Below are 25,214 nucleotides of genomic sequence, written 5' to 3'. Positions count from 1 at the left end.
GAACGTATGTGTGTGGATTTCGTGGTGCGGTTTGTGACGCTCCATCATGGTTCGGTCGGAGTGACCGAAATGATGGAGTCTGGTCAGTGGCACAGCAGGAGAGATTCGACTGGTGGGCCGTTGCGGCCACCCGACCGCGGGTGGCCGCTCAACGCCGCACCGCGGAGCCGGCGGTGCCGGTGGAGCGGCCCGGGCGCGAGGTGTACCGGAGCGTCCAGCGCAGTGACGCGTTCCAGGACATCCGGCAGGGCTACCGCTCGTTCGTGTTCCCGGCCAGCGCCGGGTTCCTGAGCTGGTACCTGCTGTTCGTGGTGGCCCAGGCGTTCGCGCCGGAGCTGATGCGCCGACAGGTCGCCGGACCGATGAACGTGGCCTGGCTGCTGGGTCTGGGGCAGTTCGTCTCCACGTTCCTGCTCACCTGGCTCTACGCCCGCAACGCCCGGACGAAGCGCGACCGGGCCGCGCTGGAACTGCGCTGGGACACCCAGGACCAGCTGCGGTGAACGCGCACCCTCACCACGGCCTCGCGGTGGCGCTCTTCGCCGTCGTCGTGGCGGTCACCCTGACCATCACGATCTGGGTCGGCCGCCGCGGCCACGCCGCCGAGGACTTCTACGCCGGCGGCCGCGACTTCTCGCCGCTGCAGAACGGATTCGCCCTCTCCGGCGACTACCTGTCGGCCGCGTCCTTCCTCGGCGTCACCGGACTGATCGCGCTGTACGGCTACGACGGCGTGCTCTACAGCATCGGCTTCCTGGTCGCCTGGCTGGTGGTGCTGATGCTGGTCTCCGAACTGGTCCGCAACGCCGGCCGGTACACCCTGGCGGACGTGCTGGCGCTGCGGATGCGGCAGCGCCCGGTGCGCGCGGCGGTGGGACTGGCGTCCATGGTGGTCACGCTGATGTACCTGATCGCGCAGATGGTCGGCGCGGGCAGTCTGGTCGCCCTGCTGCTGGGCACCGACAGCGGGGCCGCCAAGGGCTGGACCATCGTCGCGGTCGGCGGCCTGATGATCGTCTACGTGACGGTCGGCGGGATGCGCGCCACCACCTGGATCCAGATCGTCAAGGCCTTCCTGCTGGTGGCGGGTTCGGTGCTGCTGACGGTGCTGGTGCTGGCCCGCTTCCACGGCGACGTGGGCGCGCTGATGAACGCCGCCGCGCAGCACAGCGGGGTCGGCCGGAAGTACCTGGAGCCCGGTCTGAAGTACGGGGCGAGCACCACCAGCCGGCTGGACTTCGTCAGCCTGGGCCTGGCGCTGGTGCTGGGCACCGCGGGCCTGCCGCACATCCTCAGCCGGTTCTACACGGTGCCCACCGCGCGGGCCGCCCGGCGCTCCACGATGTGGGCGATCGGCCTGATCGGCTGCTTCTACCTGATGGCGATCGTGCTGGGCCTGGGGGCCGGCGCGCTGGTCGGCGCGAAGGCGGTCAAGGCGGCCAACCCGGCCGGCAACACGGCGGTTCCGCTGCTCGCGCTGGACCTCGGCGGCGGTGCGGACTCGACCGCGGGCGTGCTGCTCTTCGCGGTGATCTCGGCGATCGCCTTCGCCACCATCCTCGCCGTGGTGGCCGGGCTGACGCTGGCCTCCTCGGCCGCCTTCGCCCACGACCTGTACGCGCGGGCCTGGCGCAAGCCCTCCGAGCGGCAGGTCTCCGAGCGCGAGGAGGTGATCGCGGCCCGGGTCTCCGCGGTGGTGATCGGCGCGCTCGCGGTGGTGCTCAGCCTGTTCGCGCAGAAGCTGAACGTGGCCTTCCTGGTCGGCCTGGCCTTCGCGGTGGCCGCCTCGGCCAACCTGCCGACCCTGCTGTACAGCCTGTTCTGGCGCCGTTTCACCACCCGCGGCGCGGTCTGGGCGGTCTACGGCGGGCTGGTCCCGGCGGTGGTGCTGGTGCTGTTCTCGCCGGTGGTCTCCGGTGGCCGGAACGCGGTCTTCCCCGGCCTGGACTTCCACTGGTTCCCGCTGGAGAACCCCGGCCTGGTCTCCATCCCTCTGGGCTTCCTGGCCGGCTGGCTGGGCACCGTCCTGGACCGGGAGGACGCGGACGAGGACGGCTACGCGGAGCTGGAGGTCCGCTCGCTGACCGGCGCGGGCGCGGCCTGACGGCGCGTCGGGAACAGGCCGGAGCCCCGCACCTGGCGTGCGGGGCTCCGGTGCGTCACTTCGCCTTCTGGACGTACTCGTTGGTGAAGGTCCTGCTGACGTCCACGGTGTGGCCCTTGACCGTCGGGTCGAAGGCGGACAGCACACCGAGCACCGTCTGCGGGCCGTCGGCGGGCATCAGGCCGTCCGGCGAGTAGATGCCCTTCTCGTTCTCCAGGGCCTTGGTGTACACGTCCTTGCCGACCGCGGAGTAGTAGTCGGCGGGCATCTTGTCGGTGATCTCCGCCGCGCTGTGCGTGTTGATCCACTTCAGCGTCTGGACGAAGGCGTTGACCAGCTTCTGCACCACCTCGGGGTTCTTCTTCACGTAGTCGGCGGTGAGGTAGATGCAGGACGCCGGGTAGGTGCCGCCGAGCGCGGCCTTGGCGCCCTCGACGGTGCGCATGTCGATCAGCGGCTGGGCCAGGCCCTTCTGCTGCAGCATCGAGATGGTCGGCTCGGTGGTCATGCCGGCGTCGATCTGCTTGTTCTGCATGGCCGCGACGAAGGTCGAGCCCGCGCCGACGGCGACCGAGGTGGTCTCGCCCGGCTTCAGTCCGTTCTTCTCCGCCAGGTACTGGGTGAGGAAGTTGGTGGAGGAGCCCAGGCCGGTGACGCCGAGCTTGCGGCCCTTGAAGTCGGCGGGCGACTTGACGCTGTCCGCGAGGTCGGTGCGGAGCATCTCCACCTCGCCCGGCGCCTGCAGCAGCTGCACGACCGAGACGGTCTCCTTGCCCTTGGACTGCAGGTCGATGTTGTGGTCGTAGAAGCCGCCGACCGCGTCCACCTGCCCGGCCAGCATGGCGTCCTCCGCGCCGACGCCGGCGGGCTCGTTGGACAGTTCCACGTTGAGGCCCTGGGCCTTGAAGTAGCCGAGCTGCTCGGTCAGCTTGATCGGGAGGTAGATCTGCTTGTCCAGGCCGCCGACCATGATCTTCACGGTGGCCTCGCCCGCCGCGTTGGTGGCGGCCTTCTTCGCGCCGCCACCGCCGCAGGCGGTGAGCGAGAACGACAGGACGGCGCAGGCGGAGACGGCGAGGACGGTTCTGCCCAGCTTCATTGCTGGCTCCTTCGGGTGGGGGTGGGGGAGTCCTACGGGGGTGGTGCGGGGTGGGGGAATGACGGGGGGTCAGAGTGCGGAGTCGGCGGAGAGCTGGGTGGGGCGCCAGCGCAGCACCCGCTTCTCGAACCGGGTCACCAGGAATTCGGCGAGCAGCGCCAGCACGGCGATCACCAGCGTTCCGGCGTACACGCCGTCGGCGTTGAAGTTGCCCTGGGCGGTGGCGATCAGCTGGCCCAGGCCCGCCTGGGCGCCGAGCATCTCGCCGACGATCGCGCCGATCAGTGCGAAGCCGAACGCGGCGTGCAGCGAGGCGATGATCCAGGTCATCGCGGAGGGCAGCACCACCTGGCGGGTCACCTGCCACTGCGAGGCGCCCAGGATCCGGGCGTTGGCGATCAGGTTGCGGTCCACCTCGCGGGTGCCCTGGAAGGCGTTGAAGAAGACCGAGAAGAAGACCAGCACCACGGCCAGCGCGACCTTGCCGCTCGGGCCGAGGCCGAACCAGATGATGAACATCGAGCCGAGCACGATCCGCGGGATCGAGTTGGCGGCCTTGATGAACGGCGCCGCCACCTCCGCCAGCAGGTGCACCCGGCCGAGCGCCACGCCGCAGACCACGCCCGCGGCGGTGCCGATCAGGAAGCCGAGCACGGTCTCCTGCATGGTCACGCCGATGTTCGACCAGATCGAGCCGAGCGCGGTGCCCTCGGTGAACCAGGTGTGCAGCTGCTCCCACACCCCGGACGGCGAACCGTAGGTGAAGGTGTCCAGCCAGCCCTGGTCCGCGCCGAGCTGCCAGCCGCCCAGCACCACCGCCACCAGGGCGACCTGGGCGAGCAGCACGAGCAGCCGGCGGCGGCGCAGCCGCGTCCTGGCCGAACGCAGCAGTTCGGACTCGGAGACCGACGGGGTGTCGGCGGTGGCGGTGGTCATGGTCTCGCTCCTGAGGGGGGCCGGGTGCAGGGCGGTCATCACGCGGCTCCGATCGCTTCGGTGCCGGTGGTGCGGGCGTACGCGAGCTGCACCTCGTCGCGCAGGCTGGCCCAGATCTGCTCGTACAGCTCGATGAAGCGCGGGTGGAAGCGGATCTCCTGGACCTTGCGGGGGCGGGGCAGGTCGATGGTGAAGACGTCCTTGACGGTGGCCGGGCCGACCGTGAGCACCACGACCTTGTCGGCCAGCGCGATGGCCTCCTCCAGGTCGTGGGTGACGAAGACCACCGCGGGGCGGGTGAGTTCCCACAGCGCCAGCAGCTCGTCCTGGACGATCTTGCGGGTCTCCACGTCCAGCGCCGAGAACGGCTCGTCCATCAGCAGGATCTCGGGCTCGTTGATCAGCGTCTGGGCCAGCGCCACCCGCTTGCGCATGCCACCGGAGAGCTGGTGCGGCAGGCGGTCCTCGAAGCCGGACAGGCCGACCCGGCGCAGCCAGTCGCGGGCCTTGGCCAGCGCCTCCTGCTTGGGCACGCCGCGGAACAGCGGCCCGGCGGCCACGTTGTCCAGGACCGGCTTCCACGGGAACACCGCGTCGGCCTGGAACATGAAGCCCACCCGCGGGTCGATGCCGTCCACCGGCGCGCCGTGGATCAGGGTCTGCCCCTCGCTGGCCGGCTCCAGCCCGGACACCAGCGACAGGGTGGTCGACTTGCCGCAGCCGGTCGGCCCGACCACCGCGCAGAACTCGCCCGGGGCGACCGTCAGGTCGAGGCCCCGCATCGCGGTGTACACCCCGCCGGACGGGGTGCGGAACCGCTTGGTCGCCGCCCGCAGCTCGATCGCGGGCACCGCACCTCGGTCTGTCTCGTTCACTGTCTGCACCACCTTGTGCTCCGGTCCTGCGCCCGGTCCGAGGAGAGGGGACCGGGCGGTGAGCAGAAGGTAGGGCGGCGCCTGCAACGGGCGGCAGTCTTGCGGTCATTGCGGAGGTTCATCGCGTTGCGGCGGGTTCTGCTCGTTCTGCGCACCGCCCCGGGACTGGGAAAACCGCCCGCGACCAGGCACACTCACCTGGCAGCAGACACGCGCGAAGGGGGGCGCACGCCGTACGGAGGTGGGCCCGATGGCTCGACGCACCGGCCAGGGCCGGAAACTCTGGACCCGCATCCTGGCCGGGCAGCTCGCCATCCTGGCCGTCACCAGCGGGGTCGGCTTCGTGCTGCTCGGCTACGCGCAGCGCGCCCAGCTCGACCGCGAGTACCAGCAGCGCGCCCTCGCGATCGCCCGCACCACCGCCGCCGACCCGCAGATCCGCACCGCGATGGAGTACGGCGTCGGTGACGACCTGATCCAGTCGGTGGCGGGCCGGATCGAACGGGAGACCGAGGCCAGCTACGTGGTGGTGATCGGCCTGGACCGGGTCCGGCACTCGCACCCGATGCCCGACCTGGTCGGCCGTCAGGTCGACGAGCCGCTGACCGTGCTGGACGGCGGCTACAGCACCGGCATCGACAACGGCGCGACCGGCCGCTCCGCCAACGCCAAGGCCCCGCTGCGCGGCCCCAGTGGGACCATCGTCGGCGAGGTCTCGGTCGGCATCGCGGAGAAGGACGTCCTCGGCCGGCTGCGCCGCGAACTCGCCACCATCGCGGTGTACGCCGCGCTCGCGCTCGCCGTCGGCGCCGGCGCCTCGTACCTGCTGGCCCGCCGCCTCAAGCGCACCACCTTCGGCCTGGAGCCCGCCGAGATCGCCGGCCTGCTGCAGGACCGCGAGGCGATGCTGCACGGCATCAAGGAGGGCGTCCTGGCCTTCGACCCGCAGGGCCGGGTCACCGTGGTCAACGACGAGGCCCGCCGGCTGCTCGGACTCGGCACCGCCCTCGGCTCCCCGCTCGACGAGCTGCTGCCCGACGGGCGGCTGCGCCGCGCGCTGGACGGCACCCTCGCCGGGGTCGACCTCACCGTCCTCACCGACAGCCACTGCCTGGCCGTCAACCGGATGCCCGTGGTGCTCCAGGGCCGCGCGCTCGGGGCCGTGGTCACCGTCCGGGACCGCACCGAACTGGTCGGCCTGCTCCGCGAGTTGGACTCCGTCCGGGGGCTGACCGACGCGCTCCGGGCGCAGCAGCACGAGTTCGCCAACCGGCTGCACACGCTGGCCGGACTGCTCGAACTCGGCGATCACCGGGCCGCGCTGGAGTACGCCGTGGAACTCGGGCAGGCCGCCGCCGCGCAGGCCGAGGCGGTCCGGGAGCGGATCGGCAACCCGCTGATGGCCGGGCTGGTGGTGGCGAAGTCCGCGGTCGCCGCCGAGCGCGGCGTGCGGCTGGAGCTGACCGAGGACTCCCGGCTCGGCGAGCAGCCCGGCCACCTGCGGCGGCTGCTCACCATCGCCGGGAACCTGCTGGACAACGCCGTCGAAGCGGCCGGCGGCGGCGGCAGCGTGCGACTCACCCTGGTGGAGGGCGAGCAGGAGGTCCTGCTGCGGGTCGCGGACTCGGGCCCCGGCGTCCCGGCCGGCTCCGCCGAGGCGATCTTCGAGGACGGCTGGTCGACCAGCCCCGACCGGGGCACCGCCCGGCGCGGTCTCGGTCTGGCCCTGGTGCACCGGTTGGTCCAGCGGCACGGCGGCACCATCACGGTCAGCGAGGGCCCCGGCGCGGTCTTCACCGTCCGGCTGCCGCTGCCCGACGAGGACCCGGCGCCGCTCGGCGCCGTCTTCACCGTCGCCCCGGCCCTGGACGAACGCGAGTGGGAGGTGGCGCGGTGATCCGGACCCTGGTGGTGGACGACGACTTCCGGGTGAGCGCGATCCACGCCGCGTACGTCGGCCGGGTCGAGGGCTTCGAGACGGTCGGCCAGGCCGGCTCGGTGGCGGCCGCGGCCGAGGCGGTCCGCGAGCTGCGCCCCGACCTGCTGCTGCTGGACGTCTACCTGCCCGACGGCAGCGGCCTGGACCTGCTGCGCCTGCTGGTCGCCGAGCAGCCGCGGGACGCCGCGCGACCGGACGCGCTGATGATCACCGCGGCCAACGACGTCGCCTCGGTCCGGGCGGCGATGCAACTCGGCGCCACCGGCTACCTGGTGAAGCCGTTCGGGTTCGCCGCGCTGGCGGACCGGCTCGGGGCCTACCGCGAACTGCGCGACCGGGTGGCCGCGTTGGACCCCGCCGCGGAGGCCGGCCAGGCGGAGGTCGACGCCCTGTTCAGCGCGGCCCGGCCCAGCGCCGTCCCGGCCCTCCCGGCGAAGGGCCACTCCGCGCCGACGCTCTCCCTGGTGCTCGCCGCCATGCGCGGCGCCCGCGCCGACCTGTCGGCCGCCCAGGTCGCCGAGCAGACCGGCGTCTCCCGGGCCACCGCCCAGCGCTACCTCTCCTACCTGGTCCGCGAGGGCCTGGCCCGCCTGGAGCTGCGCTACGGCACGACGGGAAGGCCGGAGCACCGGTACCGGGCGAGCTGACGCCGGGAAGCGCGCTCAGCGCACCTGACGCAGGCTCAGGACGTCCATGCGGGACGGGGTGCCCGGGGACTTGCCGCAGCTCTCCGGGCGGGGCGGCCGGCTCGCGGATTCGCCGACCGTGGCGTTCCAGCTGCGGCCGTCGGTGTGGTGGACCTCCACGGACCACCCGTCGCCGGTCGCCTGCTGGCGCAGCGTCAGGGCGTCGACCGCCGTCTCGCCGGTCAGTTCGCGCACCGCGTGCTCCGCGGCCTGCGCGGGGCGGGGCCAGTAGGAGCGGCCGCGCGCGTGCTCCAGGGCGGTGTGCCCGGCGGCGGTGGCGGCGAGCACCTCCTTGGCGGACTCCGGGGTCAGCCGGCCGTAGGCGTACCCGTACGGGAGGACCAGCATGGTGGGGGAGAAGCGGTGGCCGCCGAGGTGGGTGACCTCCCAGACCTCGCTGTGCGCGGCGGCGGCGAGGTCGGCGGCGAGCGGCCGGCCGAGCAGGGCGCAGCAGCGGTCGCGGCGACCGTTGGTGCACACCAGGGCGATCGGGCCGCCGACGTGGTCCGTGCCGAAGCCGCCGTGCTCGCCCGCGCCGAGGGCGGCGAAGTCCAGGTCGAGCAGTGGGTCGGGCGCGTCGAGCCGGGTGCGGCGCACCCAGGAGCGGCCGGGTGCGGTGTGGGCGATCAGCACTTCGTGGCCGGCGGCGGTGTCGGTGTCCGCGTGGCGGCCGGGGCGGCGGATCAGTGCGATCCGCACGCCGCTGCCCTCGGCGGCCCGGTCGAGGGCGGCGCCCAGCTCGGGGTCGAGGTGACTGCCGGTCAGGGCCTGCGCGCCCCAGGGGCCGGGCTGTTCGAGCAGCAGCCAGGTGGTGGCGGTCGCGGCGGTGGCGCTCAGCGGCTCGGTCAGCTCGGCCGACAGCGCGGTACAGGTGCTCACCCGCCCACCCTATGTCCCGGCGGGCCGGCGGCCCTCCCGGCCGGATGCCGGACGCCCGCCGGCCGTCAGTCGTGGCCGAGCAGGCGGCGGACGGCGCGGGTCGCCCGGGCGGTGGCCTGCGGGTCGTGCCAGAGCTGGAGGCCCTGGTCGGCGGCGAGGGCGGCGCCGCGCAGTTCGAAGACCAGCTGGGGCAGGTCGCTGTCGGCGGGCAACTCGCCTGCGGCGAGGGCGGCTTCGAGCTCGCCGAGGACGAAGCCGTCCCAGCGGGCGAACGCCTCGCGGACCCGGTCGCGGACGGCGCCCGGTCGGCCGTCGAACTCGGCGGCCACCGCGGCGAGGAAGCAGCCGCCGTGCCCGTCGGCGGCCATCCAGTCGAACCACGCCCGGTGGGCCCGGACGAGCCGGCCGACTCCGGGGCGGGCACCGGCCAGCGGGGCCAGCACCTCCCTCCGGAACCGGTCGACCGCTTCGTCCAGCACGGCCAGGTGGAGCTCCTCCTTGCTGCCGAACGGGCCCACCACGCCCGCCTTGCTCATGCCGAGGTCCTCGGCGAGCACCCCGATCGTGACGCCCTCCAGCCCGGTGGCCAGGGCCAGGGCGAGGGTGCGGTCGACGATCCGGGCGCGGGTGGCGGCGGCTTCGGCGGCGGACTTGCGCGGGCTCATGGACCGAGCATAACCTGACGACCGTTCGCTAATAACGATCGGTCGTTCGCTATTCCTGGCGGGCGGCCGGCCACGTCCGAAGGAGGACGGATGCGGATCCACCACCTCAACTGCGGTTCGCTGCGCACCATCGAGCACCGGGGCGAGCAGCGCCCCGCGGTCTGCCACTGCCTGCTGCTGGAGACCGACCGGGACGGCCTGGTGCTGGTCGACACCGGACTCGGCACCGCCGACGTCGCCACGCCCGACCGCACCCTCGGCCCCGAGTTCCAGGGCCGCGCCCAGCCCGTCCTCGACCTCGCCGAGACCGCGTTGCACCAGGTCAGGGCCGCCGGCCACGACCCGCGCGACGTCCGGCACATCCTGCTCACCCACCTCGACCTCGACCACGCGGGCGGCCTGCCGGACTTCCCGGACGCCAAGGTCCACGTCCTGGAGGCCGAGCAGCGCGCCGCGCTCGGCGCCCTCGGGTCGCACCCCGAGGAGCGGATCCGCTACCGGCCCGCGCACTGGGCGCACCGCCCCGACTGGGCGGTCCACCGGGTGGCCGAGGGCGAGCCCTGGTTCGGCTTCGACGCGGTGCGCCCGCTGCCCGGCCTCGCGGCGGAGCTGGCCCTGGTCCCGCTCGGCGGGCACAGCGCCGGGCACGCCGCCGTCGCGGTCCGGGACGGCGCGCGCTGGCTGCTGCACTGCGGCGACGCCTACTACTTCCACCGCGAGATCGACCCGGACCACCCGCACGGCCACCCCGGCATGGACGTGCTCCAGCGACTCACCGAGGTCGACCGCCCGCTGCGCCTGGGCAACCACGCCCGCCTGCGCGAACTCGTCCGCGACCACGGCGACGAGGTGCTGCCGTTCAGCGCCCACGACCCCTGGGAGTTCGCCCGCCTGGCGGGGGAGTAGCCCGCAGCGCACGGCGGCGGCGGGGACGCGAAACGGCGGGGGCACTCGAAGGAGTGCCCCCGCCGTCCGGGTGACGAGGCGTCACCGTGGTGACGGAGCGTCAGTTCACATCCGGCCGCCCACCGCGGCGATCGGGGTGGTGACCGGGGTGCCCGAGCCGTCGCGGCGCGGATCGCGCTCGGGCAGGGTGACCGGCTGGCCGGTCGCGCTCGCGCCGAGGGCGGGGACGGGGCCCGCCCAGGCGAAGGCCAGGCCGTCCTCGCCGCGCAGGAAGCGCTGGACCCGCACGCCGCCGGTGGCCCGGCCCTTGCGCGGGTACTGGTCGAACGGGGTGAGCTTCCAGCTGGTCTGCTCCTCGCCGTTCAGCGTGCCGGAGGCGGCGGCCACCGAGAGCACCACCGCGTCGTCGGCCGGGTCGACCGCGGTGAACGAGAGCACCCGGGCGCCGTCCGCGAGCTTGATGCCCGCCATGCCGCCGGCCGGGCGGCCCTGCGGCCGGACCTGGCCCGCCGGGTAGCGCAGCAACTGCGCGTCGGAGGTCAGGAAGACCAGGTCCTCCTCGCCGGTGCGCAGCTCGACCGCGCCGACCACGGTGTCGCCGTCCTTGAGCGCGATCACCTCGAACTCGTCCTTGTTGGCGGGCCATTCCGGCACCACCCGCTTGACGACGCCCTGCACCGTGCCGAGCGCCAGGCCCGGCGAGGACTCGTCGAGCGTGGTCAGCGCCAGCGCCCGCTCGTCCTCGTCCAGCCGGAGGAACTCGGAGACCGTGGCGCCGCCCGCGAGCGCCGCCGAACCGGGCGGCAGCGCGGGCAGGTCGATCACCGGCATCCGCAGCACCCGGCCCGCCGAGGTGACCACGCCGATGTCGCCGCGCGCGGTGGCGGGCACCGCCGAGACCACCGCGTCGTGCTTGCCGCGGGTCACCTCTCCGGTCAGCGGCTCCAGGTCGAAGGTGCGGGCCAGCAGCCCGGTGGAGGAGAGCATCACCCGGCACGGGTCGTCCGCGACCTCCAGCGGCACCGCCAGCGCGGCGGCCGGCGCGGCGCCCGCCTCCAGCAGCACGGTGCGCCGCGCGGTGCCGAACTGCTTGGACACGGCGGCCAGTTCGGCGGAGACCACGGAGCGCAGCTTGGTGTCCGAGTCGAGGATCTCGGTCAGCTCGGCGATCTCGGTGAGCAGCTTGGCCTGCTCGGCCTCCAGCTCCACCCGGTCGAAGCGGGTGAGGCGGCGCAGCGGGGTGTCCAGGATGTACGCGGTCTGCGTCTCGGAGATCCCGAACCGCTCCATCAGGCGGTCCTTGGCCTGGCCGGCGTCGTCGCTGCTGCGGATGAGCGCGATCACCTCGTCGATGTCGACCAGCGCGATCAGCAGGCCCTCGACCAGGTGCAGGCGGTCCTGGCGCTTGCGGCGGCGGAAGTCGCTGCGCCGCTTGACCACCGTGAACCGGTGGTCGACGTAGACCTCCAGCAGCTCCTTCAGACCCAGCGTCAGCGGCTGGCCGTCCACCAGCGCCACGTTGTTGATGCCGAAGGTCTCCTCCATCGGCGTCAGCTTGTAGAGCTGCTCCAGCAGCGCCTCCGGCACGAAGCCGTTCTTCACCTCGATGACCAGCCGCAGGCCGTGCTCGCGGTCGGTGAGGTCCTTGACGTCGGCGATGCCCTGCAGCTTCTTCGCGTTGACCAGGTCCTTGATCTTCGCGATCACCTTCTCCGGACCGACCGTGTACGGCAGTTCGGTGACCACGATGCCCTTGCGGCGGGCCGTCACGTCCTCGATCGAGGTGGTGGCGCGGATCTTGAAGGTGCCGCGGCCGGACTCGTACGCGTCGCGGATGCCGGACAGGCCGACGATCCGGCCGCCGGTGGGCAGGTCCGGACCCGGGACGAACCGCATCAGGGTGTCCAGGTCAGCCGTCGGGTGCTTGATCAGGTGCCGGGCGGCGGCCACCACCTCGGTCAGGTTGTGCGGCGGCATGTTGGTGGCCATGCCGACCGCGATCCCGGTCGCGCCGTTGACCAGCAGGTTCGGGAAGGCCGAGGGGAGCACCTGCGGCTCCTGCTCGGAGCCGTCGTAGTTCGGGCTGAAGTCGACGGTGTCCTCGTGGATCGACTCCACCAGCGACATCGAGGCCGCGGTCAGCCGCGACTCGGTGTAGCGCATCGCGGCCGGCGGGTCGTCGTTGCCCAGCGAGCCGAAGTTCCCGTGACCGTCGATCAGCGGCAGCCGCATCGAGAACGGCTGCGCCATGCGCACCACCGCGTCGTAGATCGACGCGTCGCCGTGCGGGTGCAGACGGCCCATCACCTCGCCGACCAGGCGCGCGCACTTGACGTGGCCGCGCTCCGGCCGCAGCCCCATCTCGTTGGCCTGGTACAGGATCCGGCGGTGCACCGGCTTCAGGCCGTCGCGGGCGTCGGGCAGCGCCCGGGAGTAGATCACCGAGTACGCGTACTCGAGGAACGAGCCCTGCATCTCGTCCACGACATCGACGTCGAGGATGCGCTCCTCGAAGTCACCGGGCGGCGGGGTGGGCGAGTTGCGGCGGGCCATCGCTGCGGTGCTCCTTGCGGTACGTATGTGGGCTGACGCGGGCGTGAACGCCCCCATTGTGGACCCTCGGGCCGACACCCCCCGCCACCCGGGCCGCTTCCGCCCCTGGCGAACGCGTCCCGTGCGCGGACACCTCACGGCGGGCCGGGGCGTTGCACCACAATGGGGACGCCAGACTCCCCCGGCCCGGACACCCCGGAACCCGACGACGGGAAGGACCCCGCATGGCCAACCCCGCCCCCTCGAGCGGCCTCGCCATCACCGAACACCGCCTGGCCAACGGCCTGCGCGTGGTGCTCTCCGAGGACCACCTGACCCCGGTCACCGCGGTCTGCCTCTGGTACGACGTGGGATCCCGGCACGAGGTCAAGGGGCGTACCGGCCTCGCCCACCTCTTCGAGCACCTGATGTTCCAGGGCTCGGCGAACGTGTCCAACAACGGCCACTTCGAACTGGTCCAGGGTGCGGGCGGCTCGCTCAACGGCACCACCAGCTTCGAGCGCACCAACTACTTCGAGACCATGCCGGCCCACCAACTGGAGCTCGCGCTCTGGCTGGAGGCCGACCGGATGGGCTCGCTGCTGGCCGCCCTGGACGACACGTCCATGGAGAACCAGCGCGACGTGGTGAAGAACGAGCGCCGCCAGCGCTACGACAACGTGCCCTACGGCACCGCGTTCGAGAAGCTCACCGCGCTGTCCTTCCCGGACGGCCACCCCTACCACCACACCCCGATCGGCTCGATGGCCGACCTGGACGCCGCCACCCTGGAGGACGCCCGGGCGTTCTTCCGGACGTACTACGCGCCCAACAACGCGGTGCTGGCGATCGTCGGCGACCTCGACCCCGAGCAGACCATCGCCTGGGTGGAGAAGTACTTCGGCACCATCCCCGCGCACGACGGCAAGCAGCCGCCGCGCGACGGCTCCCTGCCCGACACCATCGGCCGGGAGGTCCGCGAACTGGTCGAGGAGGACGTCCCCTCGCGCGCCCTGATGGCCGCCTACCGGCTGCCGCACGACGGCACCCGCGAGGCCGACGCGGCCGACCTGGCGCTCACCATCCTCGGCAGCGGCGAGTCCAGCCGGCTCTACAACCGCCTGGTGCGTCGCGACCGCACCGCCGTCGCGGCCGGCTTCGGCCTGCTCCGGCTGGCCGGCGCCCCCTCGCTCGGCTGGCTCGACGTCAAGGCCGGCGCCGGAGCCACCGTCGAGCAGATCGAGACCGCCGTCGACGAGGAGCTCGCCCGGTTCGCCGCCGAGGGCCCCACCGCGGAGGAACTCGAGCGCGCCCAGGCGCAGATCGAGCGCGAGTGGCTGGACCGGCTCACCACAGTGGCCGGCCGCGCCGACGAACTCTGCCGCTACGCCGTGCTGTTCGGCGACCCGGCGCTGGTCAACAGCGCACTGCCGAAGGTGCTGGACGTCACCGCCGACGAGGTCAAGGCGGTGGCCGCCGCCCGGCTGCGCCCCGACAACCGGGCCGTGCTGGTGTACGAGCCGACCACCGACGAGAACGACGACCAGGACGAGCAGGACGAGGAGGCGGCGGCGTGAGCGACACCCCCGTGATGGAGTTCCACCCCCAGCCGCAGCCCGGCACCCCCACCCCGTGGGCGTTCCCGGCGCCCGAACGGCTGACCCTGGCCAACGGCATGACGGTGCTTCACTGCCACCGTCCCGGCCAGCAGCTGGTCGCCGTCGACGTGGTGCTGGACGCCCCGCTGGCCGCCGAGCCCGACGGCCTGGACGGCGTCGCGTCGATCCTCGCCCGGGCGCTCAACGAGGGCACCGACACCCTCACCGCCGAGGAGTTCGCCGGTGAACTGGAGCGGGCCGGCGCCACCCTGGACTCGCACGCCGACCACCCCGGCATCCGGGTCTCGCTGGAGGTCCCGGCCTCCCGCCTGGAGCGCGGCCTGACCCTGCTCGGCGACGCGCTGCGGGTCCCGGCGCTGCCCGAGGAGGAGATCGAGCGGCTGGTCGCCAACCGCCTCGACGAGATCGTCCACGAGCAGGCCAACCCGGCCCGGCGCGCCGCCAAGGCGCTCTCCGCCACCCTGTTCCCGGCCGCCGACCGGCTCTCCCGGCCCCGGGCCGGCTCCACCGAGACGGTCAAGAAGATCGACCGGGCCGCCGTCAAGGCGTTCTACGACACCCACCTGCGGCCCGCCACCGGCACCGCCGTGGTGGTCGGCGACCTCACCGGAGTCGACCTGGCCGCGCTGCTGGAGTCCACCCTCGGCCGCTGGACCGGCGAGGCCGCCGAGCCCTCCGCGCACGCCCCGGTCACCGCCGACGACGCCGGCCGCGTGGTCATCGTCGACCGGCCCGGCTCGGTGCAGACCCAGCTGCTGATCGGCCGGATCGGCCCCGACCGGCACGACCCGCTCTGGGCCGCGCAGATCCTCGGCACCTACTGCCTGGGCGGCACCCTCACCTCCCGGCTGGACCGGGTGCTGCGCGAGGAGAAGGGCTACACCTACGGCGTGCGGGCCTTCGCCCAGCCGCTGCGCTCGGTCGCCGACGGCTCCGGCCGGGCCATGCTGGCGATCAGCGGCTCGGTCGACACCGCCTCCACCGCGCCCGCGCTGGAGGACACCTGGAAGATCCTGCGCACGCTGGCCGCCGAGGGGCTGACCGACTCCGAGCGCGAGGAGGCCGTCCAGTTCCTGGTCGGCGTCGCCCCGCTCAAGTACGAGACGGCCGGCTCGGTAGCCGCCACCCTGGCCGACCAGGTCGAGCAGTTCCTGCCGACCGACTACCAGGCCGAGTTCTACCGGCAGCTCGCCGAACTCGACACCGAGGCCGCCACCCAGGCCGTGGTCGCCGCCTTCCCGCCGGACCGGCTGGTCACCGTGCTGGTCGGCGACGCCTCGGTGATCGCCGAGCCGGTCAAGGCGCTCAACATCGGCGACGTCACCGTCATCGCCAACTGACCCACCCTGACGGGGGCCTGACGGAGCGTCCGCTCCGCCGGGCCCCCGGCTCGTTTAATGGCTTGTGCGGCTCCACCGGGCCATGGGTAGATATCCCCCGACAGCGCGAGAGACGCGCGGTCCCACGCACGCGAGAGGAGGCGGTCACCATGCGGGTCGAGCAACGACGACGCTCCCCGAGACTGCCCCTGCGCTGTGCTTATACCGCCTGAGCAGTCCTCGCCCGGCGCTGTCCTTCCGCACGGCCGTCCCGCCGTGCCCCCGCGCTTCCCCGCCGCCGCACCGGGCGTCCTCGTGCGGCACCATGAACTTAGCGACCCAGGAGGTCGATCACCCATGTCGTACACCGAGGTTCCCGGCGCCCGCGTACCCATCCGGATGTGGACCGACCCGGCCACCGTCGAGGGCCAGGCCATGCAGCAGCTGCGCAACATCAGCACGCTGCCCTGGCTGCACGGCCTCGCCGTGATGCCGGACGTCCACCTCGGAAAGGGCGCCACCGTCGGCTCCGTCATCGCCATGAAGGGCGCGGTCTGCCCGGCCGCGGTCGGCGTCGACATCGGCTGCGGGATGACCGCGGTCAAGTCCTCGCTCACCGCCAAGGACCTGCCGGACGACCTGTCCCACCTGCGCCACCGGATCGAGCGGGCCATCCCGGTCGGCCGCGGGCTGCACTCCGACCCGGTCGACCCGCTCCGCCTGCACGGCTACGGCACCGCCGGCTGGGCCGACTTCTGGCAGCGCTTCGACGGGATCGCCCCCGAGGTCCGCTGGCGGCGCGAGCGGGCCGCCCAGCAGATGGCGACGCTCGGCTCCGGCAACCACTTCATCGAGCTCTGCCTGGACGACGACGGCGCGGTCTGGCTGATGCTGCACTCCGGTTCGCGCAACATCGGCAAGGAGCTCGCCGAGCACCACATGTCGATCGCCCAGTCCCTCCCGCACAACCAGGGCCTGATCGACCGGGACCTCGCGGTCTTCATCGCGGACACCCCGCAGATGGCCGCCTACCGGTCGGACCTGTTCTGGGCGCAGGAGTACGCCAAGCACAACCGGGCGCTGATGATGGCCCTCTTCCAGGACGCGGTCCGCCGCGAACTGCCCAAGGCCAAGGCCACCTTCGGCGAGATGATCTCCTGCCACCACAACTACGTGGCCGAGGAGCGCTACGACGGCGTCGACCTGCTCGTCACCCGCAAGGGCGCGATCCGGGCCGGCTCCGGCGAGTACGGCATCATCCCCGGTTCGATGGGCACCGGCTCGTACATCGTGAAGGGCCTCGGAAACGCGGCCTCCTTCAACTCCGCCTCGCACGGCGCCGGCCGGAAGATGAGCCGGACCGCCGCCAAGAAGCGGTTCACCACCAAGGACCTGGTCGAGCAGACCGCCGGCGTCGAGTGCCGCAAGGACGCCGGCGTGGTCGACGAGATCCCCGGTGCGTACAAGCCGATCGAGAAGGTCATGTCCCAGCAGCGGGACCTGGTCGAGGTGGTGGCGCACCTCAAGCAGGTGATCTGCGTCAAGGGCTGACGCGGCGTCGGACGTGTGAGCAGGGCCGGGGTCTGCCGCCCCGGCCCTGTTTCGGCCGTCCGTGCCCTCAGCTCACCTGGAGGGCCAGCACGTACACCGCCGTTCCCGCCACGATCGACAGCAGCGCGTTGCGCCGCCACAGGTGCAGGCCCAGCGTGACGCCCAGCCCCGCCAGCGCGGGCAGCCCGTACGGGGCCGCGGTCAGGCGCAGATCGCGCAGCGTGTAGACGGTCAGGATCACCATCACGCCCGTCGGCATGGTCGCCGCCAGGAAACGCAGCAGACCCGACTCGCGCACCCGCCCCAGCAGCACGAACGGTGCGGCGCGCAGGCCCACCGTCACCGCGAACATCACCAGCAGCCCCGCCAGCACGTACCGCCACTCAGGCACGACGCCCCCTCAGTACGTACCGCACGGCCAGCGCCGCCACGTACAACCCCAGTGCCACCAGCAGCAGTTGACCCTTCGCCAGCACCAGCGCGACCAGCGCGCACAGCAGCGCCAGTACCGGACCCGGCACGTCCCGGGTGGCCCGGTAGCCGTCGACCGCCAGCACCGCGAACAGCGCCGTCAACGCGAAGTCCAGCCCCCGCACCGTCCCCGGCAGCGCCGCGCCCACCAGTGCCCCCGTCACCCCGCCGAGCACCCAGTACGCCTGGCAGAACGCCTGGATCGCCACGATCCGACGCCCCGTCAACCCCGGCCGGGCCGAGGCCAGCGCGTACGCCTCGTCGGTCAGCGCATAGACCCCGTACACCCGGGCGGCCCGCCCGCGGATCCGGTGCAACGGGAACGACAGCCCGTAGAACACGTGCCGGAAGTTCACCAGGAACGTCGTCACCGCGATCGACGCGAGCGGCGTCACCGCGAGGAACAGCCCGATCGCGAGGAACTCCAGCGAACCGGCGTAGATCAACGACGAGAACACCGGCGTCCACCACCAGGCGAACCCGCTCTGCACCATCAACACCCCGAAAGCCACACCCAGCGGGAACAGGCCGAGCCCGACGCCGAGGGTGTCCTTCGCAGCTGATGCCATGGGCCCCGTCAGGGGCCCGGGGAACGGCGGGGGTATGGGGCGGTCGGGGTCACGGGGCGCTGTGAGGTCTGGGCGCATGGACGTATCCAAGAGCACCAGCCGTCCTGAGACCTAACCGCCACTCGCCTCGCAGTTCCGCCCCCAGCCCCGAGGGGGCCGGGAGGTACCCCCAGAGCCCCTGGTGGCGCTTACGCTGCCGGCAGTTCGTCCAAGCCCTCGTGGACCATCTTCGCGACGCGGTCGAGCGCGGCGTCCGCGCCTTCCGCGTCGGCGGTGAGGACCACCGTGTCGCCGCCCTCCGCGCCGAGCGCCAGCAGGCCGAGCATGGAGCCGGCGTTGACGGGGGCGCCGCCTTCCTTGGCGATCGTCATCGGGACGCCGGTGGAGGTCACGGCCTTGACGAAGATGGAGGCGGGACGGGCGTGCAGGCCCTCGGCCCAACCGATGGTGACGCGGCGCTCAGCCATGAGAGGTGCCTTTCCGGTGGTGCAGGGTGGTGCAGGTTGTCTAGACCAGTGTGACACGCCGGTCCGGGAACAGCGCCCCGACACCGCGCCGCCCAGCCTGCCGTGCGGCGCACGCTAGGCGCCATCAGGCTCGCCGACGGCTACGCTGGCGACCGTGGACCACGAGGTGGAAGCGGAGCACGGCTACCCGCAGCACTGGGAGGCCGACGTCCTGCTGCGCGACGGCGGCACGGCCCGGATCAGGCCGATCACCCCGGGCGACGCGGACCGCCTGGTCGAGTTCTACGAGCAGGTCTCGGACCAGTCGAAGTACTTCCGCTTCTTCGCCCCGTACCCGCACCTGTCCGACAAGGACGTGCGCCGCTTCACCCACCACGACTACGTGAACCGGGTCGGCCTGGCGCTGGTGGTGCGGGACCGGTTCATCGCCACCGTCCGGTACGACCGGATCGACCGGGACGGGATGCCGTCGACCACCGGGACGGACGCCGAGGTGGCGTTCCTGGTGCAGGACGCGCACCAGGGCCGGGGCATCGCCTCGGCGCTGCTGGAGCACATCGCGGCGGTGGCGCAGGAGCGCGGGATCCGCCGGTTCACCGCGGAGGTGCTGCCGGAGAACCGGAAGATGGTGAAGGTGTTCACCGACGCCGGGTACACCCAGCGGCGCAGCTTCGCCGAGGGCGTGGTGCACCTCGAGTTCGACCTGGAGCCGACCGCCGCGTCGCTGGCGGTGATGCGGGCGCGTGAGCACCGCGCCGAAGCCCGGTCCGTGCAGCGGCTGCTGACGCCCCGTTCGGTCGCGGTGATCGGGGTGTCGCGCAACCCGCAGTCGGTCGGCCGGGCGGTGCTGCGGGACATCGGGGCGGGGTTCGACGGGCCGGTGTACGCGGTGAACCGCAGCGCCGAGCGCGGGACGCTGCTGGACGGGGTGGCCACCCACCGGTCGGTGCTGGAGATCCCCGGGCCGGTCGACCTCGCGGTGATCGTGGTGCCGGAGCCCGCGGTGCCGGAGGCGGTCGCCGAGTGCGGGGCGCACGGCGTCCGGGGCCTGGTGGTGGTCACCGCCGGGTACGCGGAGACCGGGCCGGACGGGCGCGACCGGCAGCGGGCACTGGTGCGGCAGGCCCGGGCGGCGGGGATGCGGGTGATCGGACCGAACGCCTTCGGGCTGGTCAACACCGATCCGACGCACCGGCTGAACGCCTCGCTGGCGCCGGTGATGCCGGACCGCGGACCGTTCGGAGTGTTCTGCCAGTCCGGTGCGATCGGCGTCGCGCTGCTGGAGGCCGCCCACCGGCGCGGGCTCGGGATCTCCTCGTTCGCCTCGGTCGGCAACCGCGCCGACGTCTCCGGCAACGACCTGCTGCAGTACTGGGAGGAGGACGACGCCACCGAGGTGGTGCTGCTCTACCTCGAGTCCTTCGGCAACCCGCGGAAGTTCACCAGGATCGCCCGCCGGCTGGCCGCCGCCAAGCCGGTCGTGGTGCTCAAGGGCGCCCGGCACACCGGCAGCCTGCCGCCCGGCCACGCGGTGCAGCCCGCCGCCACCCGGCTGCGCGACGCCACCGTCGACGCGCTGTTCCAGCAGGCCGGGGTGATCCGGGTCGACACCATCACCGAACTGTTCGACACCGGCGAACTGCTCTCCGGCCAGCCGCTGCCGGCCGGTGGCAGGGTCGCCGTGGTCGGCAACTCCGACTCGCTCGGACTGCTCACCTACGACGCCTGCCTCAGCGCGGGGCTGCGCCCGCGCACCCCCGTCGACCTGACCACCGGCGCCACCGGCGAGAACTTCCGGATCGCGCTGGACACCGCACTCAGCGACCCGAGCGTCGACGCGGTGATCGCCGTCGCCATCCCGCCGATCGGCGTGCACGGCCCCGACCCGGCGCCCGAACTGCTGGAGGACGACCCGGAGATCGCCCAGGCGCTGCTGGACGCCGCCGTCCGCGGCCGCGAACTAGGCAAGCCGCTGCTGCTCGCCCACCTCGCCCTGCCCGGCCTGGTCGAACGGCTGCGCGCGGGGCGGGTGCCCGCCTACCCCACGCCGGAACGCGCCGTGCACGCCCTCGCGGATGCCGTCCGCTACGCCAAGTGGCGCCGACGCAGCGCCGAGGCCGAGGAGACCGCCCGGGTGCCGGAACTCGACGGGGTGGACGAGGCCGCCGCGGCCGCGCTGGTCGAGCGGGCCCTCACCAGCCGCGAGGCGGTCGCCGCCCGGCTGCAGGCCGGCGGCGCCAGGGTCACCCTGCCCGACGCGGAGGCCCTCGAACTGCTCCGCTCCTACGGCATCCCGGTCAGCCCGACGCTGTCCGCGCCCGACGAGGCGAGCGCCGTCAAGGCGGCCGCCACGCTCGGCTACCCGGTCGCGCTGAAGGCCACCGCCGAGCACCTGCGGCACCGGCCCGACCTGGGCAGCGTCCGGCTCGACCTCACCAGCGAGGCCGAACTGCGCCGCGCCCACCGGGAGCTGGACGCGCTGCTCGGCGGCGCCGCGCAGGCCAGGCTGGTGGTGCAGCGGCTCGCCCCGCGCGGCGTGGACACCGTGATCGGCGCCTCGGTCGACTCCGCGGTCGGCACCATCCTCTCCTTCGGCCTGGCCGGCGCCCCCGCCGAACTGCTCGGCGACGTCGCGCACCGCCTGGTCCCGGCCACCGACCGGGACGTCGCCGAGCTGATCCGCGAGGTGCGCGCCGCCCCGCTGCTGTTCGGCTGGCGCGGCGCGGAGGCGGTCGACACCGACGCGCTGGAGGAGATGCTGCTGCGGGTCTCCCGGCTGGTCGACGACCTTCCGGAGGTCGCCTCGGTCGACCTCGAACCGGTCGTGGTCGCCCCGCAGGGCCTCGCCGTGCTGGGCGCCACGGTGCGGATCGCACCGCTGCCGGTCCGCACCGATCTGGGGCCGCGCGCCATGAGCACCCTGTAACCTTGCGTGGTTGCCTGCCCGCAGACCGGGCGGCGCGAGGGCGGACCTCCGGGGAAGCCCGGCAGACCCGGCGCAGTGCCACCCGCCGGAGCGGCGGGACATGCCAGGATGGAGTTATGGCGAAGACCGGTACCACCACGCAGGACCTGCGGTCCGCGATCGAGCGCAGCGGTTACTACCCGGCGCTGGTCTCCGAGGCGGTGGAGTCCGCGGTGGGCGCTGAGCCGATCACCTCGTACCTGGTGCACCAGGAGACCACCTTCGACGCCAACGAGGTCCGCCGGCACGTCACCGTGCTGGTGCTCACCCCGTCCCGCTTCGTGGTCAGCCACACCGACGAGCAGAACGGCGACGCGGCCACCCCCGTCCCGTACGCCACCACCTCCACCGAGACGGTCCGCCTGGACCGGATCAACTCCGTGGTGGTCAGCCGCATGGTCGCCAACCCCGAGACCTACACCCCCGGCACCCTGCCGCGCGAGGTCGTCCTCACCATCGGGTGGGGCGCCGTGCAGCGGCTCGACCTGGAGCCCGCGGGCTGCTCCGACCCCAACTGCGAGGCGGACCACGGCTACACCGGCTCGGCGACGGCCGACGACCTGTCGCTGCGGGTCAGCGAGGCCGGCGACGGTCCGGAGACGGTCACCCAGGCGCTGGTCTTCGCCCGGGCGCTGTCCGAGGCCACCGTGACCGGGGTCTGAGCTCGCGCATGCACCTCGGCCACGACTCCTTCGAGATCCTCGACCCCGCCGACGCCCCGGCCCCCCGCTACGGCACCGCCGCCCTCAGCGACCTGCTGCCCACGGTGGCCGCCGGCCTCGGCGTGGACGGCTACGCCCGCGCCCTGCCGCTGGAGCCCGCCGACCGGGTCTGCGTCTTCCTGGTCGACGGCCTCGGCTGGGAACTGATCCGCCGTCACCCCGACTGGGCGCCGTTCCTCACCTCCCTGGTCGCGGCGGGCAGCCCGCTCACCGCCGGCTTCCCGTCCACCACCGCCACCTCGCTGGCCTCGGTGGGCACCGGCCTGCCGCCCGGCCGGCACGGCCTGGCCGGCTACACGGTCGCCATCCCCGGCACCGGCCAGCTGATGAACCAGCTGCGCTGGCAGCCGCCGCTCGACCCGCACGCCTGGCAGCCCTACCCGACCGTCTTCCAGCAGGCGCACGACGCCGGGGTGGCCACCGCCCAGGTCTCCTCGCCGCTGTTCGCCGCCACCCCGCTCACCCAGGTCGCCCTCTCCGGCGGCACCTTCCTCGGCCGTACCACCGGCGAGGAGCGGATGGACCAGGCGGCCCGCTGGCTCGCCGAGCACGACCGCGCGCTGGTGTACACCTACGTCAGCGAACTCGACGCGGCCGGGCACCGCTTCGGCGTCGACTCCGACGAGTGGCGGCTCACCCTGCACACCGTCGACCGGCTGGCCCGTCGGCTCGCCGAGCAGCTCCCGCCGCGCTCCGCGCTGTACGTCACCGCCGACCACGGCATGATCGACATCGCCGAGGAGGACCGGATCGACTTCGACGAGGACTGGGAGCTGTCGGCCGGCGTCGCCCTGCTCGGCGGCGAGGGCCGGGCCCGGCACGTCTACGCGGTCTCCGGCGCGGCCAACGACGTGCACGCCGTGTGGAGCGAGGTGCTGGGCGACCGGATGTGGGTCGCCACCCGCGACCAGGCCATCGACGCGGGCTGGTTCGGCCCCGCGGTGGACAGCCGGGTCTACCACCGGATCGGCGACGTGGTCGCCGCCGCCCGCGACGACATCGCGGTGATCGCTTCCCGGCAGGAGCCCGGCGAGTCCCAGATGGTCGGCCTGCACGGCTCGATGACTCCGGTCGAGCAGCTGGTCCCGCTGCTCGAAGTCCGCGGCTGACCGCCCGCGCCCGAACCCCCACCCGAAAGGCTGACGCTCCACCCATGGCTGAACTGGTGTTCTTCTCGGGCACGATGGACTGCGGCAAGTCGACGCTGGCCCTCCAGATGGACCACAACCACTCCGCCCGCGGCCGCCAGGGCATCATCTTCACCCGCCACGACCGGGCCGGCACCGCCATCATCTCCAGCCGGCTCGGCCTGCGGGCCGACGCGGTCGAGGTCGGCGACAACTTCGACTTCCAGTCCTACGTGGTCCACCTGCTCTCCGCCGGCGGCAAGGTCGACTACCTGATCTGCGACGAGGCACAGTTCTTCGACTCCGGGCAGATCGACCAACTCGCCCGCATCGTCGACGAGTTGGGCATCGACGTGTTCACCTTCGGAATCACCACCGACTTCCGCACCAGGCTCTTCCCCGGCTCCCAGCGCCTGATCGAACTCGCCGACCGGGTCGAGGTCCTCCAGGTCGAGGCACTCTGCTGGTGCGGCGCCCGGGCCACCCACAACGCCCGCACCGTCGGCGGCGTCATGGTCGTCGAGGGAGCACAGGTCGTGGTCGGCGACGTCGCCGTCAACGAGGACGAGATCGGCTACGAGGTGCTCTGCCGCCGCCACCACCGCCGCCGGCTCACCGCCGCCACCGCCCGCGCCGCCGTGCTCTCCCCGGACGTCCTCCCCTTCGAGGGTTCCTGACGGTCCGTCGAGTGTTGCGCCACGTGTCCTGACCGGCGACCTCGCCCCGGCGCCGCCCGGCGCGCGCCACAATGGGCGACATGACCTCGCCCCTGATCACCGCCGCCGACCTCGCCGCCGCGCTCGACTCCGCGCAGCCGCCCGTGCTGCTCGACATCCGCTGGCAGCTCGGCGGCCCGCCCGGCGCCGAGGAGTACGCCAAGGGCCACCTGCCCGGCGCCCACTACCTCGACCTGGACCACGAGCTCGCCGACCCGCCCGGCCCGGCCGGCCGCCACCCGCTGCCCGACCCGGAACGCCTGGCCACCGCGCTGCGCCGGGCCGGGGTCCGAGGCGACCGCCCCGTGGTCGCCTACGACGCGGGCCCCTCGCTCTCCGCCGCCCGCGCCTGGTGGCTGCTGCGCTGGGCCGGCCACACCGACGTCCGCGTCCTCGACGGAGGCCTCGCCGCCTGGCAGGCCGCCGGTCACCCGCTCACCACCGACACCCCGGCCCCCGCCGACGGCGACTTCAAGGTCGACCCCGGCCACCTCCCCACCGTCGACGCCGCCGGGGCCGCCGACCTCGCCACCAGCGGCCTGCTGCTCGACGCCCGCGCCGGGGAGCGCTACCGTGGCGAGACCGAGCCCATCGACCCGCGGGCCGGGCACATCCCCGGCGCGATCTCCGCCCCCACCGCCGAGAACCTCACCGCCGACGGCCACTTCCTCCCCGCCGCCACCCTCACCACCCGCTTCACCGCCCTCGGCCTCACCCCCACCACCCCCACCGCCGTCTACTGCGGCTCCGGCGTCACCGCCGCGCACCAGCTCCTCGCGCTGGAAGTCGCGGGCTTCGAGGGCATCGCGCTCTACCCGGGCTCGTGGAGCGAGTGGTCCGCGAACCCGGAGAACCCGGTAGCAACTGCCTGAAGTGGCAAACGTCTAGGGGCTCGGGGAACTGCGAGGCGAGTGCCTGACGGTCTCACCTCGGCTGTAGGTCTTGGGAGACCTCTATGCGCCCAGACCTCGCAGCGCCCCGGCACCCTGACCGCCACGCACTCCCGCCGTTCCGCCCCCAGCCCCAAGGGGGGCCGGGAGGTACCCCCAGGGCCCCTAGAGGGCCCC

The 25,214-nt window shown here is 73.2% G+C and carries 22 protein-coding genes; 13 read left to right on the top strand and 9 right to left on the bottom strand.

Translation table 11 applies throughout. From position 1 onward, the window contains the following. Positions 1-140 precede the first annotated feature (140 nt). Positions 141-503 (top strand): DUF485 domain-containing protein, encoded by a 363-nt coding sequence (locus ACWD4U_RS29085; protein ID WP_363460121.1) that lies wholly within the window; start codon positions 141-143, stop codon positions 501-503. Further along, positions 500-2,104, top strand: a complete 1,605-nt coding sequence (locus tag ACWD4U_RS29080) for a solute symporter family protein (protein ID WP_363460119.1) — start codon at positions 500-502, stop codon at positions 2,102-2,104. Before ACWD4U_RS29085 ends, ACWD4U_RS29080 begins: the two co-directional genes overlap by 4 nt. A gap of 55 nt (positions 2,105-2,159) precedes the next feature. Here the strand turns inward: ACWD4U_RS29080 and ACWD4U_RS29075 are convergent, their stop codons facing one another. The 3 genes from ACWD4U_RS29075 to ACWD4U_RS29065 form a co-directional block, all read right to left on the bottom strand. Then, positions 2,160-3,203, bottom strand: coding sequence for an ABC transporter substrate-binding protein (locus ACWD4U_RS29075; protein WP_363460117.1), 1,044 nt, complete (start codon positions 3,201-3,203; stop codon positions 2,160-2,162). A 69-nt stretch (positions 3,204-3,272) separates the two neighbouring features. Next, complete coding sequence (locus tag ACWD4U_RS29070) at positions 3,273-4,139, bottom strand: ABC transporter permease (RefSeq protein WP_363460115.1); 867 nt, start codon at positions 4,137-4,139, stop codon at positions 3,273-3,275. A gap of 38 nt (positions 4,140-4,177) precedes the next feature. Further along, a complete protein-coding gene (locus ACWD4U_RS29065; protein WP_363460113.1) occupies positions 4,178-5,014 on the bottom strand; it encodes an ABC transporter ATP-binding protein in 837 nt (278 codons plus the stop codon). A gap of 250 nt (positions 5,015-5,264) precedes the next feature. Here ACWD4U_RS29065 and ACWD4U_RS29060 point away from each other — a divergent pair, with 250 nt between their 5' ends. Beyond that, on the top strand, positions 5,265-6,911 hold the full coding sequence (locus ACWD4U_RS29060; protein ID WP_363460111.1) for a sensor histidine kinase: 1,647 nt from the start codon (positions 5,265-5,267) through the stop codon (positions 6,909-6,911). Beyond that, positions 6,908-7,600 (top strand): response regulator, encoded by a 693-nt coding sequence (locus ACWD4U_RS29055; protein WP_363460109.1) that lies wholly within the window; start codon positions 6,908-6,910, stop codon positions 7,598-7,600. Before ACWD4U_RS29060 ends, ACWD4U_RS29055 begins: the two co-directional genes overlap by 4 nt. 15 nt (positions 7,601-7,615) lie before the next feature. Here the strand turns inward: ACWD4U_RS29055 and ACWD4U_RS29050 are convergent, their stop codons facing one another. Together ACWD4U_RS29050 and ACWD4U_RS29045 are read right to left on the bottom strand one after the other, a co-directional pair. Beyond that, entirely contained in the window at positions 7,616-8,518 is a 903-nt protein-coding gene (locus ACWD4U_RS29050) for a sucrase ferredoxin (RefSeq protein ID WP_363460107.1), read from the bottom strand. Between the two features lie 65 nt (positions 8,519-8,583). Continuing rightward, positions 8,584-9,183, bottom strand: coding sequence for a TetR/AcrR family transcriptional regulator (locus ACWD4U_RS29045; protein ID WP_363460105.1), 600 nt, complete (start codon positions 9,181-9,183; stop codon positions 8,584-8,586). 90 nt (positions 9,184-9,273) lie between these two features. On the opposite strand from ACWD4U_RS29045, the gene ACWD4U_RS29040 reads away from it, so the two are divergent. After that, positions 9,274-10,089: an MBL fold metallo-hydrolase gene (locus ACWD4U_RS29040; protein WP_363460104.1), complete on the top strand. Its 816-nt coding sequence runs from the start codon at positions 9,274-9,276 to the stop codon at positions 10,087-10,089. 105 nt (positions 10,090-10,194) lie between these two features. Here ACWD4U_RS29040 and ACWD4U_RS29035 read toward each other — a convergent pair whose 3' ends face one another. Further along, on the bottom strand, positions 10,195-12,642 hold the full coding sequence (locus tag ACWD4U_RS29035) for a DNA gyrase/topoisomerase IV subunit A (protein WP_363460102.1): 2,448 nt from the start codon (positions 12,640-12,642) through the stop codon (positions 10,195-10,197). Positions 12,643-12,866: 224 nt separating this feature from the next. On the opposite strand from ACWD4U_RS29035, the gene ACWD4U_RS29030 reads away from it, so the two are divergent. From ACWD4U_RS29030 to ACWD4U_RS29020, 3 genes are all read left to right on the top strand, one after another. Then, on the top strand, positions 12,867-14,198 hold the full coding sequence (locus tag ACWD4U_RS29030; protein WP_363460100.1) for a M16 family metallopeptidase: 1,332 nt from the start codon (positions 12,867-12,869) through the stop codon (positions 14,196-14,198). 14 nt (positions 14,199-14,212) lie between these two features. Continuing rightward, the gene (locus tag ACWD4U_RS29025; protein ID WP_363460158.1) at positions 14,213-15,580 is read left to right on the top strand and encodes a M16 family metallopeptidase; all 1,368 of its coding nucleotides are present in this window, start codon (positions 14,213-14,215) and stop codon (positions 15,578-15,580) included. Positions 15,581-15,916: 336 nt separating this feature from the next. Beyond that, positions 15,917-17,110 carry an RtcB family protein gene (locus ACWD4U_RS29020; protein ID WP_449787345.1) on the top strand — a complete coding sequence of 398 codons (1,194 nt, stop codon included), beginning with the start codon at positions 15,917-15,919 and terminating at the stop codon, positions 17,108-17,110. Between the two features lie 67 nt (positions 17,111-17,177). Here ACWD4U_RS29020 and ACWD4U_RS29015 read toward each other — a convergent pair whose 3' ends face one another. The 3 genes from ACWD4U_RS29015 to ACWD4U_RS29005 all read right to left on the bottom strand — a co-directional run bounded on the left by ACWD4U_RS29015 (position 17,178) and on the right by ACWD4U_RS29005 (position 18,617). Then, positions 17,178-17,501 carry a branched-chain amino acid transporter permease gene (locus ACWD4U_RS29015; protein WP_363462306.1) on the bottom strand — a complete coding sequence of 108 codons (324 nt, stop codon included), beginning with the start codon at positions 17,499-17,501 and terminating at the stop codon, positions 17,178-17,180. After that, positions 17,494-18,150, bottom strand: a complete 657-nt coding sequence (locus tag ACWD4U_RS29010) for an AzlC family ABC transporter permease (RefSeq protein ID WP_449787344.1) — start codon at positions 18,148-18,150, stop codon at positions 17,494-17,496. Before ACWD4U_RS29010 ends, ACWD4U_RS29015 begins: the two co-directional genes overlap by 8 nt. 188 nt (positions 18,151-18,338) lie before the next feature. Further along, complete coding sequence (locus ACWD4U_RS29005; protein WP_363461699.1) at positions 18,339-18,617, bottom strand: HPr family phosphocarrier protein; 279 nt, start codon at positions 18,615-18,617, stop codon at positions 18,339-18,341. Between the two features lie 154 nt (positions 18,618-18,771). Here ACWD4U_RS29005 and ACWD4U_RS29000 point away from each other — a divergent pair, with 154 nt between their 5' ends. The 5 genes from ACWD4U_RS29000 to ACWD4U_RS28980 all read left to right on the top strand — a co-directional run bounded on the left by ACWD4U_RS29000 (position 18,772) and on the right by ACWD4U_RS28980 (position 25,019). Then, entirely contained in the window at positions 18,772-21,543 is a 2,772-nt protein-coding gene (locus ACWD4U_RS29000; protein WP_363461701.1) for a bifunctional acetate--CoA ligase family protein/GNAT family N-acetyltransferase, read from the top strand. Positions 21,544-21,659: 116 nt separating this feature from the next. Next, the gene (locus tag ACWD4U_RS28995; protein WP_363461703.1) at positions 21,660-22,244 is read left to right on the top strand and encodes a DUF5998 family protein; all 585 of its coding nucleotides are present in this window, start codon (positions 21,660-21,662) and stop codon (positions 22,242-22,244) included. Positions 22,245-22,252: 8 nt separating this feature from the next. Next, complete coding sequence (locus ACWD4U_RS28990; RefSeq protein ID WP_363461705.1) at positions 22,253-23,413, top strand: alkaline phosphatase family protein; 1,161 nt, start codon at positions 22,253-22,255, stop codon at positions 23,411-23,413. Positions 23,414-23,457: 44 nt separating this feature from the next. Further along, complete coding sequence (locus tag ACWD4U_RS28985) at positions 23,458-24,108, top strand: thymidine kinase (protein WP_363461707.1); 651 nt, start codon at positions 23,458-23,460, stop codon at positions 24,106-24,108. Positions 24,109-24,188: 80 nt separating this feature from the next. After that, positions 24,189-25,019 carry a sulfurtransferase gene (locus ACWD4U_RS28980; RefSeq protein WP_363461709.1) on the top strand — a complete coding sequence of 277 codons (831 nt, stop codon included), beginning with the start codon at positions 24,189-24,191 and terminating at the stop codon, positions 25,017-25,019. Positions 25,020-25,214: the final 195 nt, after the last annotated feature.

It is taken from the genome of Kitasatospora sp. NPDC002522, assembly GCF_053595195.1.
The sequence above is the reverse complement of the archived record's forward strand: the minus strand, read 5'-3'. Positions and strand labels throughout refer to the sequence as shown.